The 17,217-nt window shown below is 68.1% G+C and carries 18 protein-coding genes; 10 read left to right on the top strand and 8 right to left on the bottom strand.

Annotation, left to right across the window (positions count from 1 at the left end):
* The first annotated feature begins 18 nt into the window (after positions 1-18).
* Positions 19-1,149, top strand: a complete 1,131-nt coding sequence (locus tag OG817_RS31025; protein ID WP_406048146.1) for a serine hydrolase domain-containing protein — start codon at positions 19-21, stop codon at positions 1,147-1,149.
* Here OG817_RS31025 and OG817_RS31020 read toward each other — a convergent pair.
* Positions 1,129-1,737 carry a ClpP family protease gene (locus tag OG817_RS31020; RefSeq protein WP_393392748.1) on the bottom strand — a complete coding sequence of 203 codons (609 nt, stop codon included), beginning with the start codon at positions 1,735-1,737 and terminating at the stop codon, positions 1,129-1,131. The two genes, OG817_RS31025 and OG817_RS31020, sit on opposite strands and share 21 nt — an antisense overlap.
* Positions 1,737-2,333, bottom strand: a complete 597-nt coding sequence (locus OG817_RS31015; protein ID WP_406048145.1) for a ClpP family protease — start codon at positions 2,331-2,333, stop codon at positions 1,737-1,739. The genes OG817_RS31020 and OG817_RS31015 overlap by 1 nt, the downstream gene beginning before the upstream one ends.
* Positions 2,334-2,430: 97 nt before the next feature.
* Between OG817_RS31015 and OG817_RS31010 the strand changes: the two genes are divergently transcribed.
* On the top strand, positions 2,431-2,682 hold the full coding sequence (locus OG817_RS31010; RefSeq protein ID WP_406048143.1) for a hypothetical protein: 252 nt from the start codon (positions 2,431-2,433) through the stop codon (positions 2,680-2,682).
* 3 nt (positions 2,683-2,685) lie between these two features.
* On the opposite strand, the gene OG817_RS31005 is transcribed toward OG817_RS31010, so the two are convergent.
* Positions 2,686-3,573, bottom strand: coding sequence for an alpha/beta hydrolase (locus tag OG817_RS31005; RefSeq protein WP_406048142.1), 888 nt, complete (start codon positions 3,571-3,573; stop codon positions 2,686-2,688).
* The gene (locus OG817_RS31000) at positions 3,573-4,217 is read right to left on the bottom strand and encodes a class I SAM-dependent methyltransferase (protein ID WP_406048140.1); all 645 of its coding nucleotides are present in this window, start codon (positions 4,215-4,217) and stop codon (positions 3,573-3,575) included. Before OG817_RS31000 ends, OG817_RS31005 begins: the two co-directional genes overlap by 1 nt.
* Positions 4,218-4,323: 106 nt before the next feature.
* On the opposite strand from OG817_RS31000, the gene pcrA reads away from it, so the two are divergent.
* The 4 genes from pcrA to OG817_RS30980 all read left to right on the top strand — a co-directional run bounded on the left by pcrA (position 4,324) and on the right by OG817_RS30980 (position 9,100).
* Positions 4,324-6,642, top strand: coding sequence for a DNA helicase PcrA (gene pcrA / locus OG817_RS30995; protein ID WP_406048138.1), 2,319 nt, complete (start codon positions 4,324-4,326; stop codon positions 6,640-6,642).
* Positions 6,643-6,750: 108 nt separating this feature from the next.
* On the top strand, positions 6,751-7,314 hold the full coding sequence (locus OG817_RS30990; protein ID WP_360451303.1) for a hypothetical protein: 564 nt from the start codon (positions 6,751-6,753) through the stop codon (positions 7,312-7,314).
* Positions 7,315-7,360: 46 nt separating this feature from the next.
* Complete coding sequence (locus OG817_RS30985) at positions 7,361-8,041, top strand: TetR/AcrR family transcriptional regulator (protein WP_406048137.1); 681 nt, start codon at positions 7,361-7,363, stop codon at positions 8,039-8,041.
* A gap of 78 nt (positions 8,042-8,119) precedes the next feature.
* Complete coding sequence (locus OG817_RS30980) at positions 8,120-9,100, top strand: NAD(P)-dependent alcohol dehydrogenase (protein WP_406048135.1); 981 nt, start codon at positions 8,120-8,122, stop codon at positions 9,098-9,100.
* Here OG817_RS30980 and OG817_RS30975 read toward each other — a convergent pair.
* The 4 genes from OG817_RS30975 to OG817_RS30960 form a co-directional block, all read right to left on the bottom strand.
* Complete coding sequence (locus OG817_RS30975; RefSeq protein ID WP_406048134.1) at positions 9,090-10,421, bottom strand: lanthionine synthetase LanC family protein; 1,332 nt, start codon at positions 10,419-10,421, stop codon at positions 9,090-9,092. The two genes, OG817_RS30980 and OG817_RS30975, sit on opposite strands and share 11 nt — an antisense overlap.
* The gene (locus OG817_RS30970; protein WP_406048133.1) at positions 10,385-10,903 is read right to left on the bottom strand and encodes a DUF6886 family protein; all 519 of its coding nucleotides are present in this window, start codon (positions 10,901-10,903) and stop codon (positions 10,385-10,387) included. Before OG817_RS30970 ends, OG817_RS30975 begins: the two co-directional genes overlap by 37 nt.
* A 42-nt stretch (positions 10,904-10,945) precedes the next feature.
* Positions 10,946-11,671, bottom strand: coding sequence for a M23 family metallopeptidase (locus OG817_RS30965; protein ID WP_396391709.1), 726 nt, complete (start codon positions 11,669-11,671; stop codon positions 10,946-10,948).
* A 430-nt stretch (positions 11,672-12,101) separates the two neighbouring features.
* On the bottom strand, positions 12,102-12,962 hold the full coding sequence (locus OG817_RS30960; protein WP_406048132.1) for an esterase/lipase family protein: 861 nt from the start codon (positions 12,960-12,962) through the stop codon (positions 12,102-12,104).
* A gap of 133 nt (positions 12,963-13,095) precedes the next feature.
* Here OG817_RS30960 and OG817_RS30955 point away from each other — a divergent pair, with 133 nt between their 5' ends.
* From OG817_RS30955 to OG817_RS30940, 4 genes are all read left to right on the top strand, one after another.
* Complete coding sequence (locus tag OG817_RS30955) at positions 13,096-13,515, top strand: cobalamin B12-binding domain-containing protein (RefSeq protein WP_360451326.1); 420 nt, start codon at positions 13,096-13,098, stop codon at positions 13,513-13,515.
* Positions 13,516-13,870: 355 nt separating this feature from the next.
* Positions 13,871-15,154 carry an ABC transporter substrate-binding protein gene (locus tag OG817_RS30950; protein WP_360451328.1) on the top strand — a complete coding sequence of 428 codons (1,284 nt, stop codon included), beginning with the start codon at positions 13,871-13,873 and terminating at the stop codon, positions 15,152-15,154.
* A 94-nt stretch (positions 15,155-15,248) separates the two neighbouring features.
* Entirely contained in the window at positions 15,249-16,319 is a 1,071-nt protein-coding gene (locus OG817_RS30945; RefSeq protein ID WP_406048131.1) for a carbohydrate ABC transporter permease, read from the top strand.
* Positions 16,319-17,197 carry a carbohydrate ABC transporter permease gene (locus OG817_RS30940; RefSeq protein ID WP_406048129.1) on the top strand — a complete coding sequence of 293 codons (879 nt, stop codon included), beginning with the start codon at positions 16,319-16,321 and terminating at the stop codon, positions 17,195-17,197. The genes OG817_RS30945 and OG817_RS30940 overlap by 1 nt, the downstream gene beginning before the upstream one ends.
* Positions 17,198-17,217: the final 20 nt, after the last annotated feature.

Here is a 17,217-nt window from a genome sequence, read left to right as displayed (position 1 = left end):
CAGGGGGAGGTGAAGGCGATGGATTTCGGCGGCGACTGCGAACCGCGCGACGCCGGTCTGGACGCCGACCGGCTGGGTGAGGCGATCCAGCTGGTCCGGAGCCGTCCCGGGGTCGCGCAGCTGTGTGTGGTCAGGGACGGCCGGGTGGCCGTCGACCTGTCGTTCGGCTGTCCACCCGACGCGCTGTTCTGGCTGTTCTCAGCCGGCAAGCCGTACATCGCCGTCGTGATCCACCAGCTGGTCGAGTCCCGGCGTCTCCACCTGGACGATGCGGTGGCGGCGTACTGGCCCGGGTTCGCGCACAACGGCAAGCGCGACATCACGGTCCGCCAGGTGCTGCAGCACCGCTCCGGCCTGACAGTGGGCAAGTCGTACCTCGGAGACGTGCGCTCGATGGCGGACTGGGACCGCTCGCTGGAGCGGATCGAGGAAGCCGGACCCCGCTGGCCGCTCGGCACCGTCGCCTACAGTCCGCTGGCCTTCGGCTTCATCCTCGGCGAGGTCGCACACCGGTGCAGCGGTCTCCCGATCGACGAGCTGGTACGGCGCTTCGTCCTCGAGCCACTGGGCGTCACCGACACCTATTTCGGGCTGCCCGCCGACCAGTGGCACCGGCACGTCCCGGTCCGGGTGTCCGGACCGGCCGGTCCGTTCATCCAGTCGGTCCTGAACCGGCGCAGTACCCGTGAGGCCGTCGTACCGGCGGCGGGGATCTCCGCCACCGCACGGGATCTGACTGTGTTCTACCGGGCCCTGTTGAACGGCGGAGTCGGTCCGGCCGGGCGGGTGCTGCGGCCCGAGTCACTGGCCGTGGCCGTGGAGCCGACCAGCGAGGGTGAGCTGGACCGGACCGTGCGGGCGCCGATCCGGTGGTCGCAGGGTTTCCAGCTCGGCGGTCCGCGGTTCCTGCCGGACGCCATCTCGTCGCTCGGCACGACGAGCAGCCCGCGCGCGTTCGGGCACAACGGCAGCAACTGCTGTGTCGGCTGGGCGGACCCGGACCGGCGGATCGCTTACGCGTACCTGACCGACCGGCTCGGGCGCCCGAAGGTCGACATGGCTCACCATGCCGCTGTCGCCGACGCGGTCCTCGCCGCCGCTGACCTCACCTCGCCCGGCACCAGACCCTCAGGCGAAGGCGGCCAGTGACACCCGGTGCTGGATCACCTGGTCGACGATGCCGTACTCCTTGGCCTCTTGGGCGGTCAGCACGTGGTCCCGGTCGGTGTCGTGCCGCAGCCGCTCGATCGACTGACCGGTGTGCTCGGCCAGGATCGACTCCACCTGTCCACGGACCCGGACCACCTCGTCGGCCTGCAGGATCAGGTCCGGGATGGTGCCCTGACCGCGGGCGGCCGGCTGGTGCAGGACCACGCGGGCGTGTGGCAGGAGAGCCCGGCGCCCCTGCTCGCCGGCGGCCAGCAGGACCGCGCCGGCCGCGATCGCCTGCCCGACGCACAACGTCGAGATCGGCGCCTGGATGTACTGCATGGTGTCGTAGATCGCGAGCATCGCGGTCATGTCGCCACCCTCGCAGTTGATGTAGAGGTTGATCTCCTGGTCGGGCTTGTCCGCCTCCAGGTGCAGCAGTTGCGCGATCAGCGCGTTCGCCACGCCCGCGTCGATCGCCGTACCGAGATAGATGATGCGCTCGCTGAGCAGGTGCGAGTAGACGTCCATGATCCGCTCGCCCCGCGGATGCTGGGCGATGACGTTCGGGATGGTGTAAGTACTCATCAGGCAGCCGCCTTCGCTTGGGGCATGACTTGGTCGAAGGTCTCGACGATGTGGTCGATGAAGCCGTACGTGCGGGCCTGTTCGGCGGTGTACCAGTGGTCGTGCAGCGAGTCCTCGTGCACGGTGTCGAACGACTGCCCGGTGTCCTCGGCGACCAGTGCCAGGACCGTGTCGCGGATGTGCCGCAGGTCGTTGGCCTGGATCTCGATCTCCACCGCGGACCCGCCGATCCCTGCCGAGCCCTGGTGCATCAGGACCCGCGCGTGTCGCAGTGCGTAGCGCTTGCCCGGCGTACCGGCCGACAGCAGGAACTGCCCGGCGCTGCAGGCCAGTCCGATCGCCAGCGTCGACACGTCGCACGGCACCAGCCGCATCACGTCCCGGATCGCCAGCATCGACGGCACCGAGCCGCCGAGGGAGTGGATCCACAAGGCGATGTCGGTCTTCGGGTCCTCGGCCGCAAGCGTCAGCATCTGGGTCGCCAGCAGCGTCCCGTTGTCGTCGTCGAGCTGCCCGTCCAGGACGACGATCCGCTGCGCGAGCAGCCGTTGCCGCGTGGTCTCGTTGAACAGCGGAGGTTTGTTGTCTTCAGCCATGCCCTCAACACTGACCGGCCGAACCGGCCCACCCCAGTTTTTCTGCTGACGGCAAGTCTGCTCAGAGCAAAGCTGTTCCTGTGGCAGGCTCCTGCGGGTGAATCTGGGCGACAACGCGATCCTGGTGGCCGACGACCTGTCCGATCAGGAACGCCTCCTGCTGGAACTGATGGCCACCCCGTCCGCCACCTTGCTCGGCGCGGTCTCGGACATCCTGCGTACGACGCTGTTCGGCGAGGATCCGGCCGGTTGGGTCGACATGTGGCAGGCGCGCCACAACCTGGCCCGGGTCGAGTGGCTGGACGGTGCCATCCCGGTGGAACTCCACCTGACCCGCCAGCTGTCCTGACCGTCAGCTGAGAATCTTCTCCAACCGGCTCGAGAAGTCGGTGGGGAACGCGTGGGTGAGACCGGGCACGTGGTCGATCATGAAGCCGAACGAGGTCAGCTGTGCGGCGGCCTCGTCGACCACCTCGAACAGGTCGTCGTCGGTCCCGATCAGAATCGTTGCCGGAGACAACGTCCCGGCCGAAGTGGCCGGGAGCTCGCGAATGGCGGGAGCCACCAGGACCACACCGGAGACCTTGACCGGATGTGCGGTCAGTGCCCAGTCGAGGGCAGCGCGCCCGCCGGCGGAGAAGCCCGCCGCGATCACCGGTACGCCGTTCAGCTCGGCAGGCAACTGGTCGAGCGCGCGGGCGATGTCGTCGGCGGCACGCTCCCGATCGGGCCAGGTCCGGTACATCGGCGACATCCGCTGCGACGACTCCACGCACATCAGCCCGTAGCCGAGCTCGAGCACTCCAGCCCAGTCTTGCGCCGAATGCGTCGCCCGCAGTCCCGCACCGTGCAACGCCACCACCACACCAACAGCCGGCCCGGCGGGCAGCACGACGAGAGGAGGTAGCGGGTCGTCCGCGACCCGCTCACTCGACACCGCGACCAACTCCTGGAACTCAGGTCGCTCCTGAAGCGCGGCCAGATCGTCGTCATCGGTCAGGATCGACGGCTGCCACCATGCCCCTGCGGCGCTCGCCGCCTGGAGAGTCCGCAATGCCGAGTCCGCATCTCCGGAAGCGCCGTACAGACAGGCTTTGAGGTGGGCCAGCTCTGCGGTCCACTCGTCCAGTCCGCCGCTCTCGGCCTCCATCAGGCCGAGCCCCGTACTGAACTGCTCGTTGTTGTAGAGCACCTCGACCTGATCGACCAGTGCGGTGTACCGGGCTTCAGCGCTCTGCATCAGGAGTCCTCCGGGCGGACGGCGCGGCCGAGGATGTGCGGGGCGGCCGGGTTGGAACCTGTGGGCGGGAACTTGAAGTGGTCGAGCTCGGTGATGGTGAAGCCTGCGGTGGCGATGGCGGCAGCCGTGTCCCGATGCAGATGGCAGCCGCCCGACACCCGCGGATAGATGGTCGCGTCGAGGACCTTCTGGACGGTCTCCATCCGGCCGGGTGCGGCGGAGACGTGCTCGTAGAAGCGGAGCTCGCCGCCCGGACGCAGCGCGCGGAAGGCCTCCGCCAGCGCGACCGCCTGGTCCGGGACCGAGCACAACACCAGCGAAGTCACCACGGCGTCGACCGAACCGTCCGCGAGCGGCAGGCGCTCCGCCGTACCGTTCACGACCTCGACGCGGACGCGTGCGAGCGCGGCCTGCCGTTCGGCTTTCGAGCGCAGATACGGCTCCGGCTCGACGGCGATCACGCGCGTCACCTCGGCCGGGTAGTGGGCGAAGTTCCCGCCGTCGCCCGCACCGATCTCGACGATCTCGCCGGCCAGTCCGTCCAGCAGGCGCTTGCGGTGCCCCGCCACGCCGTGCTCGTCGAGGCCCGGACGGACGCGCGCGTAGATCCGCGCGAACACCGGATGCGACCCCCGCTCACTCATCGATGCCACCCAAGGCCCATCCGTGGGGTGCTGTCAACCACAACGCCGACACCCGATTCGAACCGGCGTTCGGTAACTGTCGGCGGGAGCGCCTAAGGTGTTGGTGATGACTACGCTGTTCTCGCCTGATGAGCTGCCGGTGCCGCTGGAGGAGCCCACGACGCACCGGACCGATCCGGAGGCGCTGCTCGAGGGGCTCAATCCACAGCAGCGCGCCGCCGTCGTGCATGGCGGCAAGCCACTGCTGGTGGTCGCCGGTGCCGGCTCGGGCAAGACCCGGGTGCTGACCCGGCGGATCGCCTACCTGCTGGCGGCCCGCGACGCGCACCCCGGGTCCATCCTGGCGATCACGTTCACCAACAAGGCCGCCGCCGAGATGCGCGAGCGGGTGGTGGACCTGGTCGGTCCGCGGGCGAAGCTGATGTGGGTCTCGACGTTCCACTCGTCCTGCGTGCGGATCCTGCGCCGCGACATCAAGCGGTTCGGCATCAACTCGACGTTCTCGATCTACGACGACACCGACTCGCGCCGGCTGATGACGCTGGTCTGCCGCGAGCTCGACCTGGACGTGAAGCGGTACAACCCGCGCGCCGTGCTGAACTGGATCAGCACCCAGAAGAACGAGTTGATCGACCACGAGACCGCCGCGGCGAAGACCTCCAACCACCTGGAGGAGACGTACGCCGAGTGCTACCGGATCTACCAGGAGCGGCTGGCCCAGGCGAACGCGCTGGACTTCGACGACCTGCTGATGACCACGGTCAACCTGCTGCAGGCCTTCCCGGAGGTCCGGGAGTACTACCGCCGCCGGTTCCGCCACGTCCTCGTCGACGAGTACCAGGACACCAACCACGCGCAGTACACGCTGATCCGCGAGCTCTGTGGCGAGGACGAGCCGGGCCGGATGGGCCCGACCGCACCGCCGGCGGAGCTGATGGTGGTCGGCGACGCGGACCAGTCGATCTACGCGTTCCGTGGCGCGACGATCCGCAACATCCTCGCCTTCGAGGAGGACTTCACCAACGCCGAGACGATCCTGCTGGAGCAGAACTACCGCTCCACCCAGACGATCCTGTCCGCGGCGAACGCGGTGATCAGCCGCAACGAGGGCCGCAAGGCGAAGAACCTGTGGTCCGACCAGGGCCAGGGCGAGCAGATCGCGGTGTACGTCGCCGACAACGAGCACGACGAGGCGCAGTTCGTCGCCGACGAGATCGACCGGCTCACCGACGCCGACGGGGTGAAGCCGTCCGACGTGGCGGTGTTCTACCGGACCAACGCACAGTCCCGGGTGTTCGAAGAGGTCTTCATTCGCACCGGCCATCCGTACAAGGTGGTCGGCGGCGTCCGGTTCTACGAGCGCAAGGAGGTCCGCGACGCGCTCGCGTACCTGCGCGTGCTGGTGAACCCGGAGGACACCGTCTCGCTGCGCCGGATCATGAACGTGCCCAAGCGCGGCATCGGCGACCGGGCCGAGGCGGCGATCGAGTCGCTGGCCGCGCGGGACCGCATCTCGTTCGCGCAGGCGATGCGCCGGGCCCAGGACGCGCCGGCGATGGCTTCCCGGTCCGTGAACGCCGTGCAGGCCTTCGTCGACATCCTCGACGAGCTGACCGCGATGGTCGACTCGGGCGCACCGCCGGACGACATCCTGGACGTCGCCTTGCACCGCTCCGGGTACTACGAGGAGCTGCAGAAGTCGACCGATCCGCAGGACGAGACCCGGCTGGAGAACCTGGACGAGTTCATCTCGGTGGCCCGCGAGTTCGTCGAGGAGCGCACCGCTGCCGGCGAGGCCGCCGACCTGCAGGCGTTCCTGGAGCGGGTCGCCCTGGTCGCCGACGCCGACCAGATCCCGGACGCGGCCGACGACGGTGGCGTGGTCACGCTGATGACCCTGCACACCGCGAAGGGCCTGGAGTTCCCGGTGGTGTTCCTGACCGGCATGGAGGACGGCGTCTTCCCGCACTCCCGGTCGCTGACCGACATGAAGGAGCTCGAGGAGGAGCGCCGGCTCGCGTACGTCGGCATCACCCGGGCCCGGCAGCGACTGGCGATCTCCCGCGCCGCGGTCCGTTCGGCGTACGGCGCGCCGCAGCACAACCCGCCGTCGCGGTTCCTGGAGGAGATCCCGGCCGAGCTGCTCGACTGGCGCCGGGACGAGTCGGCCATCACCCGCTGGTCCGGCACCGGTACGTCGACCGGCAGCGGCATCCCCAGTCGCTACGAGCCGGCCCGTCGTACCGCGTCCGACAAGCCCGTGATCAGCCTGAACCCGGGGGACCGGGTGGTTCACGACACCTTCGGGATGGGCACCGTCGTGGTGGTCCGCGGCGACGGCCAGCAGGCGCAGGCCGACATCGACTTCGGGTCCGAGGGTGTCAAACGCCTCCTGCTGCGCTACGCGCCGGTAGAGAAGATCTGAAGACGCCCCGGGCATATCCCCGTCAAGCTTTTGGACGTTTACATTGCGTCCCAGCCGGAGATTGAGACAATCAAGGCTTCTTCGGCCCCCTCCCGGAAGCGTCCTCCCATGTCCAAGTCGTCGGCTGGCAGCAACCGCCGGATCATCCTGGCGGGGGCCAACCCTGGGCTGCGGCTGTTCGACGAGAACGGCAAGGTGACCGCGTACGCCTCGATCTGGATGGTCGACTGGTCCATCCGCGGCTCCGGTACGGCGGTCGTGCTCTGGTTCGACGGCATCGTCCGGGTGGTGTCGGAGGACGTCGATCTCGCCTCCTGGCTGGAGCGGTACTTCGTACGCTCGTTCATCGAGGTGCAGGGTCTGCCGTGGCACGAGCCCGCGGTCGAGCGCGACCTGGTCCAGGTGTCGATGAACCTGGCCGACGGCCTCAGCGCCAAGGCGGCCGACATCCAGATCGAGATGGGCGGCGTACTGGACCGGCGGCTGTTCGCCACCGACGACTTCCCGCTCGCCGAGGGCAGCCACAGCCTGAGCCTGGTGATCGCCCCGGTCCGGTCGGCGACGGTCTCGATCGGCGGCGCGTCCGTTCCCGGCTTCGTCCAGGTCGACGGCTCGCCCGACAAGCCCGGCTCGTCCGCGTTCCTCACCACCGCCGAGGTCTGGCAGCGCTGAACCCTGCCTTACGCTGTACGAATCAAGCGTAGGAAGGGGGATCCGCGTGGCAGTGCAGGCGAACTCCGAACCCCGGATCCCGTTGAGCCGGGACCGGGTACTGCAGGCCGCGGTCGCGATCGCCGACTCCGACGGGCTGGAGTCCGTCACGATGCGGCGGATCGGCGAAGCACTCGGCGCCGAGGCGATGTCGCTGTACTACCACGTCGCGAACAAGAACGACCTGCTCGACGGCATCGTCGACGGACTGATGGCCGAGCTCAACGAGATCGTCGACCGCGACGACGGTGAGCCGGGCGACTGGAAGGCCGCGATGCGGCGACGGATCCTCACTGCTCGGCAGATCATGCTGCGGCATCCTTGGGCGCCGAGGCTGCTCGAGAGCCGTACGGCGATGCGCCCGGCAGTGGTGCTGTACCACGATCGCCTGGTCGGGCTGATGCGGTCCGGAGGATTCTCGTACGACCTTGCCCACCACGCACTGCACGCGCTGGGCAGCCGGGCGCTGGGGTTCTCCCAGGAGCTGTTCGATCCGTCCGCCGGCGGTGCGGGCGACCAGTCCGAGCGGATGATCGTGGACCTGGCGGACCAACTGCCGAACCTGGTCGGCATGCTGTCCGAGATCGCCCACGACGACCCGGAGTCCACGCAGGGCTGGTGTGACGACCAGGCCGAGTTCGAGTTCTCCCTCGACCTGATCCTCGACGGTCTGGACCGGCTCAAGTAGATCGCCTCCCCGCGGGCTCTTGTATTTTCTTACGTCGTAAGGCAGCCTTACGACGTAAGAAACTTGGGGGTGGATGCGATGAAAGCCATCGTTCAACGCAGGTATGGATCGCCGGACGTTCTGGAGTTCACCGACGTCGAGCAGCCGGTGCCGGCCGATCGCGAAGTGCTGGTCAGGGTCCGTGCGGCGTCGGTCAATGCCCGCGACTGGCACGTGCTGCGCGGCGATCCGTACGTCGCCCGCCCGTCCGCCGATCTCGGCTGGCGCCGGCCCAACGTCCCGATCCGCGGCACCGACTTCGCCGGCACCGTCGAGGCGTTCGGCCCCGCGGTGACCGGGGTGCAGCTCGGCGACGAGGTGTACGGCGAAGCGCCCGGAGCCTTCGCCGAGTACGTCGCCGTCCACGTGGAGTCGTTCGAGACCAAACCCGCCAACCTCAGCCACGAGCAGGCCGCGGCCATCCCGCTGGCCGCGAACACCGCCCTGATCGGCCTGCGCGACACGGCGAAGCTCCAGCCCGGCCAGCGCCTGCTGATCAACGGCGCATCGGGCGGCGTGGGGACGTTCGCAGTCCAGATCGGCAAGGCAATGGGCGCGGAGGTGACCGGGGTGTGCAGCACCGGGAACGTCGACCTGGTCAGGTCACTCGGCGCGGACGACGTCGTCGACTACCGGCAGACCGACTTCAGCCGGACCGGTCAGAAGTACGACATCGTGCTCGACCTGGTGGGGAATCGGTCCCTGACGGCCCTCCGCCGGGCGCTGGTTCGCCGCGGCACCCTCCTCCTGTCCGGGGGCGGGCTGTTCACCGGTGGCAGCCTCTTCGGTCCGCTCGGGCTGATAGTCAGAGGGAAGTTGTCAGCCCCCTTCGTGCCGCAGCGAGTAGCGCTCTTCAACGCGGTCCCGAGCCGGGGCAATCTGGCGACGCTTCGCGACTTCGCCGAGGCCGGCAAGCTCACGCCGGTGGTCGACCGGACCTACCCGCTCGCAGCCGCCGCCGACGCGATGCGCCATATCGAGACCGGTCACGCGCGGGCCAAGGTGGTCATCACCGTCTGAGCGCCCACCAGTTGTCCATCCGCTCCACCGCGTCCTGACCGCCGCCCAGCACCCGCTCGATCCGGAACAGGTACGCCGCAATCCCGGCTGCACCCTGCATCCAGCCCACGCCCGGTGGCAGCAGCGGATCCTCGTTCTTGTGCTCCACGAACCGCCAGTACGCCGACCCGCCATCATGGATCGCCCGATCCACCACGGCATCCGCGAGCCGTACGGCGAACTCCAGGTCCCGCGGGTCGCGATCGCGGTGCCAGGCGTCCAGGAACGCGTCGCCGGCTCCCGCCGTACCGCAGCAGCGTCCGTCGTTGTCCCAGAAGCCTGGGTGGAGTCGCTCGGGGATCCCGGAGTTCCGGACGCTGTCCAGACACCGTCGGCGCCAGATCGTCGGCGACTCACCGGCGACCTGGTCCACGCCGGCGTACTCGAATGCGCTGAACAGCAACGCCGTACCTGCCCCGCCGTGGCACCAGTTGTACGTGTACTCGTCGCCATGGCGCTCTGCCCACGGGATCACCCGCGGCACCCGGAATCCCTTGCTGTCGTTGATCCCCAGCGTCACAAGATGCTCGGCACCACGCCGTCCCGCGTCGACGAACTCCGGCCGCTCCAGCTCAACCCCGGCGACTGTCAGCACCGCCGCGATCCCTGCCAGTCCGTGTGAGAAGTTCGGCATCTCGATCGGTTCCTCGGTCTTGAACCGTCGCGACACGAACTGCCAGTTGAGACCGGTGGGCAACTCCTCCTTCTCGCCCAGCAGCAGGTCCGCGGCCCGGTCGGCCAGGGGACGGGCGTTCTCGCCGCGGCGGAGGACCCACAGCGCGGCCATCAGTGCGCCTCCGGTCCCGAGCGTGACGTCATTGGCCACCGCACCCGTGTAGTACGTGTCCTCCGCCTCGAGGAAGCCTTCGGGCCAGCCGTCCTTCGTAGCGATCTCCAGGGCCCGCCTGACCGCGCCGCCGGAACCAGGCTCGCCGAGCGCGGTGAGGACGCCGATCGAGCTGGCCAGGCCGTCGAAGTACGTGATCGAGGTGTCCGACGGGATCGTCGTGCGGATGCGGTCGGCGAGGGCGGAGGCGAGGCGTCGCTCGTCGGCGGTCCATGGGCGGGTGAGTTGGATCTCGGCCAGGGTGTGGGCGAGGCCGCCGATGCCGCTGTGCATGCCGTCGCGGTACTCGGTCGGCTTCTCACCACCGGCCGCCTCCGGAATCCACGGCCCGTCGTCGTCCCACTGGACCTGCTGGAGCGCCCAAGTCCAGGCCGCTTCGCCCAGATCGCCGTACGGCGTCACGGGCGGGCGTTGCGGAGCCGGATGCCGCTCCACTCGAGGGTGCTGGTGGTGGTCTCCGCCCAGAAGTCGTGCAGGCGGGGCAGGACACGTAATTGAATGCCGGCTTCGTCGTGCAGCTCGAACAGGTCGCCGACGCGTTCGGGCGGACCGAGTGGCCGGACCTCCGCGGTCGCGACGAACGCCGCGTCGAACTCGTCGAACTGCTTGGCCGGCAGGCGATAGGCGTACAGCTCGACGGAGCGCATCGCATCCAGCCAGCCGTATTCGACCGCGTGCACGCGAGTCCCGGAGCCGACGCCGATGATGCGGTCACGGTCGTCAGTGGTGGTGGCGGGTCCGACCCACGCCATCGCGCGGGGGCACTGCCGGGGGAACCAGTAGTCGGGCGCGCGGTCGTAGCCGACGGCCCAGACATACGGAGTGGCCTCTCGCGTCGTCTTGGCGACGTGCGGCCGGAAGACCTCGATGGTCGGATCTTCGGAGAAGTGCAGGACCTCACCAGCTGCCGGGCGCATGCTCGGCAGCTTAGTCAGCTCGCCGGGTGAGGGCCTGAGGACTTACGGGTTCAGGCCGCAGTGGTCGCGCAGCCACGGCATCGGGTCGATCGCCTCGCCGCCGTCCGGGTGGACCTCGAAGTGCAGGTGCGGGCCGGTGGTGTTGCCGGTCGAGCCGACCGCGCCGACCTGGTCACCGGCGTACACGGTCTCGCCGACCGAGACGCTGAACTTCGACATGTGGTTGTACCAGGTGACCGTGCCGTCCTCGTGCCGGACCTGGACCTGGCGACCGTACGCGCCGGCCCAGTCGGCGAAGATCACCACGCCCTTCATCACGGAGTGGATCGGGGTGCCGGTGTCGGCGGCGAAGTCGGTGCCGGTGTGATTGCGGGCCCAGCGGCTGCCACCCTGACCGAAAGTCGCGGTGATGTGGTAGCCGGTCAGCATGATCTCGCAGCGGGTGGCGGACTCGCGGGCCTTCTTCTCCGCCGCGTCGGCCGCGGCCTTGGCCTTGGCGAGGGCGGAGGCACGCTTGCTGGTCAGCGCCTGGGTCGCGGTGAGCTTCGCGGCCCGGGCCTTGGCCAGCTGAGCGGCCGCGGCCTGCTTCTTGTTCGTGTCGTTGCCGGCCAACTGGACCCGGGAGGAGTCACGGGTGGCGAGCTGGCGGGCCTGGATGCGGGCCGTGGTGATGCCGGACATCGAACCGTTGTCCAGGCTGAGCGCGGCCAGGTTCACCGCCGAGTTGGCCTGCGTCGGCGAGGCAAGGGTGCTGTGGCTGAATCCCACAGCTCCTGCCGCCGCAGCCAGGGCTGCGGTCAGACCGACGATCTGGGTACTGCTGGGGGTGTTACGCCTGGCGACGCGATGCTTGGCACTGTGACGTCCTGCGCCGGGATTTCGCGCAGCGTTGCCGGGCGTGACGCGGTCTCCCGCGGCACGGTGCTGGGACACAACGTGGCCTTTCGGTCACAGGGGAGGGGCTTGAGGAGGAGGGCTAGGGGTGGGAGGGACTAGGAGGGGCTTGAATCTATGCACCCTCCGGAGGATTTATTCCCCCGGCGGGCTCATGCACCATAACGGATGGGTCACGAGGCCACAAACCCCGCCACCCCCTTTTGGCGCCGTCCTTCACGAAACCTTTGCATGAGCGGCTGCACGTGCATTCGCCGTCGGCGCCTGGAACGCTGCCCGGAAAGCGGCTTGGACAGCTGCTTGGTCAGGCGGTTCCCGCGGCGGCGTCCTGCTCGTCCAGGTGGGCCAGCATCTCGGTGATCTGATGCACGACCTCGCCGTGGAACGGCAGGGACAGGTGGCCCACGCCGCGAACCCGCAGGTTACTCGCGACCAGATCGGCGTGCCGGATCCGGGCCCGCCGCTGCGGCACGATCAGTTGGTCGACGTCGCTGTAGAACGCGACGAACCTGGTCCGGCACCCGGGCGCCGGCTCGGCCAGTTCGGCCATCAGGTCGCTGTCCGGCCGCACCTGCTTCACCAACGGCCACGGCAGTAGCCGGGCCGCGACGGTGCCCTGGTGCGGCGTCCCGAGCGTGACGCAGGTGTGCACCCGCTGATCACCGCCGAGCCGCTGGACGTAGTACCGAGCGATCAGCCCGCCGAGGCTGTGCCCGATCACGTGGATCTGGTCCGACCCGGACGCCTCGCAGATCGCCTCGATCTCCTCGCCCATCCGTTCCGCGGTACGACGGACGTCCAGCGTCAGGGGTGAGTACGAGAACGTGTGGATGCTGCTGAACCCTCGACGCACCAGTTGGCGGCGCATCAGCGCGAAGATGGTGTGGTTGTCGATGATCCCGTGCGCCAGCACGATCGGCGTACCGGCGGCTCTGACGTCGCTGACCAGTAGACTGCGCTGGGCCGGAGTCAGGCCGGTCAGGGTGAGCCGCTCGGTGCGGGAGCCCGAGCTGCCGACCAGGCCGAGTGGGTACATCGCCAGGTGGGTGGTGAGCCAGCCGATCTCGACGGCGGCGCCCTGGAGGACCCGCGGTGAGACTGCGGACCGGGCGCCGTACAGGAGTCCGTCCAGCGCGCCACGTACGCCGTCCTGCCAGGCACTCATCGGCGCCTCCTCACGCAACCAGACCCCCCGATCGGTCCGATCCCTTCCACGGTAACCAGTTCCCACGTGGCGTGTCGGGGAACACACGCGTTCGTGTCTTATCCGGGATGAAGGGACCGGATAGCCTGCGAGCATGCCTCCTACGAGTCCTCTCCGGGTCGTTGTCGCCAAGCCTGGCCTGGACGGCCACGACCGTGGCGCGAAGGTCGTCGCGCGGGCGCTGCGAGACGCCGGCATGGAGGTCATCTACACCGGCCTGCACCAGACCCCGGAGCAGATCGTCGAGACCGCGATCGCGGAGGACGCCGACGCGATCGGCCTGTCGGTGCTGTCCGGGGCGCACATGACGCTGTTCAAGCGCGTCCGCGAACTGCTCACCGAGCGGGAGGCCGACGACATCGTGGTGTTCGGCGGCGGCATCATCCCGGACGCCGACCTGCAGCCGCTGGCCGAGCTCGGCGTCCACAAGATCTTCACCCCAGGCGCCACCACCACCGAGATCGTCGAGTGGGTCCGCGCGAACGTCGGCGACGCCTCCGCCTCGACGGCCTGACCCGGGCGATCCGCTCCGGAGCGTGATGACGACTGCCCGGAGTCGTTCTGAACAGTCACGGCCTGTTCAGCCAGGTTACTAACCGGTAATACCGAATCGTTAAGAAGCACCTGGTTGTGCGGGCTGTCGAATCGCGGTCGCATACAGCCATGCGGCTGTCCGTTTCACGGCTGATCAGCGGCGGGCTGTGTGGCATAGAACACATAGCCCTCGATGTCGGTTACTGTCCGGACAGGCGGGGACACGGTGCGGTGGGGGACGGTGACCCGTTCTACGCAGGACCAAGCGATATCCCATCGGAGAGGGCAGGTAGACGATGAGGTTTGAACGATCACATACACGCAGGGCCGCGTTCGTGGCCGTCGCCAGCAGCCTGGTGCTGCTCGCGTCCGCGTGTGGTGGCGGTGACGACGAGAGCAGCGGTGGCAGCGGCTCGTCCGGGGGCGCAGCGCTCGAAGGCCGCGGTCCGATCACGTTTGCCACCGGCAAGGACACCTCCGGGAACCTGACGAACCAGGTCGCGGCGTGGAACTCGCAGCACCCGGACGAGAAGGTCACGGTGTCGGAGTTGCCCGAGTCCGCGGACCAGCAGCGCGCGCAGATGATCTCGAACGCCCAGAACAAGTCCGACGCGTTCAGCGTGCTGAACCTGGACGTGGTCTGGACCGCGGAGTTCGCGGCCAACCGCTGGGTCACCGAGCTGCAGCCGGACCAGTTCCCCGACCTGGGCAAGCTGCTGCCTTCGACGGTCGACACCGCGAAGTACCGCGACAAGCTGTACGCCGTACCGGTGACGTCCGACGGTGGTCTGCTGTACTACCGCAAGGATCTGCTGGACAAGGCCGGTGTGCAGCCGCCGAAGACCTGGGAAGAGATGGTCGCCGCCTGTGCCAAGGTGAAGGCACTGCCGGAGGCCAAGAACATCGGCTGTTACGCCGGGCAGTTCGAGAAGTACGAGGGCCTCACGGTGAACTTCTCCGAGGCCGTCAACGGTGCCGGTGGTGTCGTCGTCGGGGATGACGGCAAGCCGAACGTCGACACCCCGGAGGCGCTTGCGGGTCTGACCGCGCTGACCGAGGGCTTCAAGTCGGGCTTCATCCCGAAGGCCGCCATCACCTACCAGGAGGAGCCGGGCCGGCGGGCGTTCCAGGAGGGCAACCTGCTCTTCCACCGCAACTGGCCGTACGTGTACGCGCTGGCGGGCAAGACCGACGGCTCGTCGAAGATCGCCGGCAAGTTCGCGGTCGCGCCGCTGCCGGGTATGACCGGTCCGGGCGTGTCCACCCTGGGTGGTCACAACTACGCGATCTCGGAGTTCGCCAAGAACAAGGCGACCGCGGCGGACTTCATCAAGTTCATGTCCAGCGAGGAGCGGCAGAAGGCGAACATCGAGAAGACCTCGCAGGCGCCGACCTGGGCCTCGTTGTACGACGACGCGACGCTGAACAAGCAGTTCCCCTACCTGGCTCCGCTGAAGGCCTCCATCGAGGGCGCGAAGTCGCGGCCCAAGGTGGTCAAGTACGGCGACGTCACCACCGCGATCCAGGAAGCGGCGTACGGCGCACTGACCGGCACGATGACGCCGAAGGACGCGTTGTCGGGTCTGCAGACCAAGTTGAGCACGCTCATCACTCAATGACCGAAGCGGCGGGGCCGGTGCGCAGCTTCACAGCTTCGTGCCGGCCCCGACCTGTCGCTGCCCGCTCGAAGCGAGCAGAGAGAAGGAGGCAGAGGTGAGTACATCCGCCCCGGTCGCAAAGCGGCCGACATCGGAGACCACCAAGACGCCCAAGCGGCGGAGCTCGTTCAACGAGGGCACCGGCCGGCTGGCGGCGTTGCTGCTGTCGCCGACCATGATCGTGCTGATCCTTGTCGTCGGGTTGCCGATCCTCGCCGCGCTGCGCGAGTCGCTGTACCAGAGTGGTCAGCGGATCGACGCGTCAGGCTTCATCGTCCAGGGCTCCGAGTTCGTGGGTCTCGACAACTACACGGCGATCTTCTCCGGCGAGACCGGCCAACGATTCTGGAACGCCTTCTACAACACCACGTTCTTCACCGTCGCCTGTGTGGTCATCGAGACCATTCTGGGTGTCGCGATGGCCCTGGTGATGCACAAGGCGTTCAGGGGCCGCGCCATCGTGCGGGCCAGCATCCTGGTCCCGTGGGCGATCCCGACCGTCGTCTCGGCGCTGCTGTGGAAGTGGATCTTCCAGGCTGACGGTATCGCCAACGAGATGCTCGGCACTCAGATCCTGTGGTCCACCGAGGGCTGGCAGTCGGTGCTGTCGGTCATCGTCGCCGATACCTGGAAGACCGCGCCGTTCATCGGGTTGCTGGTTCTCGCGGGCCTGCAGACGATCCCGGACGAGGTCTACGAGGCCGCCAAGGTCGACGGCGCCAAGGCGTGGTCGGCGTTCGTCCACATCACGATGCCGTTGGTGAAGCCGGCGCTGCTGGTGGCAGTGCTGTTCCGCATCCTCGACACACTGCGGATCTTCGACCTGCCGTTCGTGCTGGTCGGCCCGAACAAGGAGTCGGTCGAGACACTGTCGATCCTGGCGTACCTCGAAGCCAACCAGACCCGGTACGGGCCGGCGGCGGCGTACGCGACCCTGCTGTTCATCTACGTCGCTGTGGTCGCGTACGTGTTCGTGAAGCTGCTGGGTGCCGACGTGTTCGGTGACGCGATCCAGCGCAAGTCGAAGAAGAAGAACGGCAGGAACGGGCGAGGCCGGGGCAAGCAGGCGGACCCGGGCGCCCCAGTGGCCGGACTGACCGCCGGTGGCGGATTGGGAGGTGAATGATGGCTGTTGTTGCTGAGAAGGCTCCCGCAAGGATCGACATCAAGGCTGCCGAGGCGCCGTGGTACCGGCGCTGGCTGCCGCTGATCGGTGTCGGGCTGATCGTGCTCTACTGCCTGTTGCCGTTCTTCTGGATGGTGGTGTCGTCGCTGCGGCGGCCGACCGACCAGTTCGAGAACACGATCATTCCGTCGCCCATTTCGTTCACCAACTTCACCGACGTGTTCAAGCCCGGCACCGGGTTCCAGCGTGGTCTGCTGAACAGCCTGATCGTGGCCGGCACGGTGACGATCCTGACGCTGATCATCGGCATGGTGGCGGCGTACACGCTGGCCCGGCTGGAGTTCCGGGGCAAGAACTTCGTGCTGGCGATCATCATCGTCACCTCGATGTTCCCGGGGATCTCGCTGGTGATCCCGCTGAAGAAGCTGTTCGTCAACATCGACTGGATCAACACCTACCAGGCGATGATCGTGCCCAGCCTGTCGTTCGCACTGCCACTGGCGGTGTGGCTCCTGACCGCGTTCTTCCGGCAAATGCCACGAGAGCTCGAACAGGCCGCGATGGTGGACGGCTGTACGCCGGCCCAGGCGTTCCGCAAGGTGATCCTCCCGCTGGCCGCACCGGGTGTGTTCACCACCGCGATCATCACCTTCATCGCGGCCTGGAACGAGTTCCTGATCGCGCTGAGCATGGTGAACAAGAAGGAGTACCAGACCGCCAACGTGGTGATCTCGCAGTTCACCGGTACGTCGGGACGTGACCAACCGTTCGGCAGCCAGATGGCCGCCGGTGTGGTCGTCACGATTCCGCTCGTGATCGCCGTCCTGATCTTCCAACGCCGAATCGTCGCCGGCTTGACCGCAGGCGGCGTCAAGTAAGGCCCTGAGAACGAAGGCCC

Origin of the sequence: Kribbella sp. NBC_00889 (genome assembly GCF_045207705.1) — a bacterium.
In the GTDB taxonomy this organism is placed as follows: domain Bacteria; phylum Actinomycetota; class Actinomycetes; order Propionibacteriales; family Kribbellaceae; genus Kribbella.
This window is presented reverse-complemented; position numbering and strand designations above follow the sequence as displayed.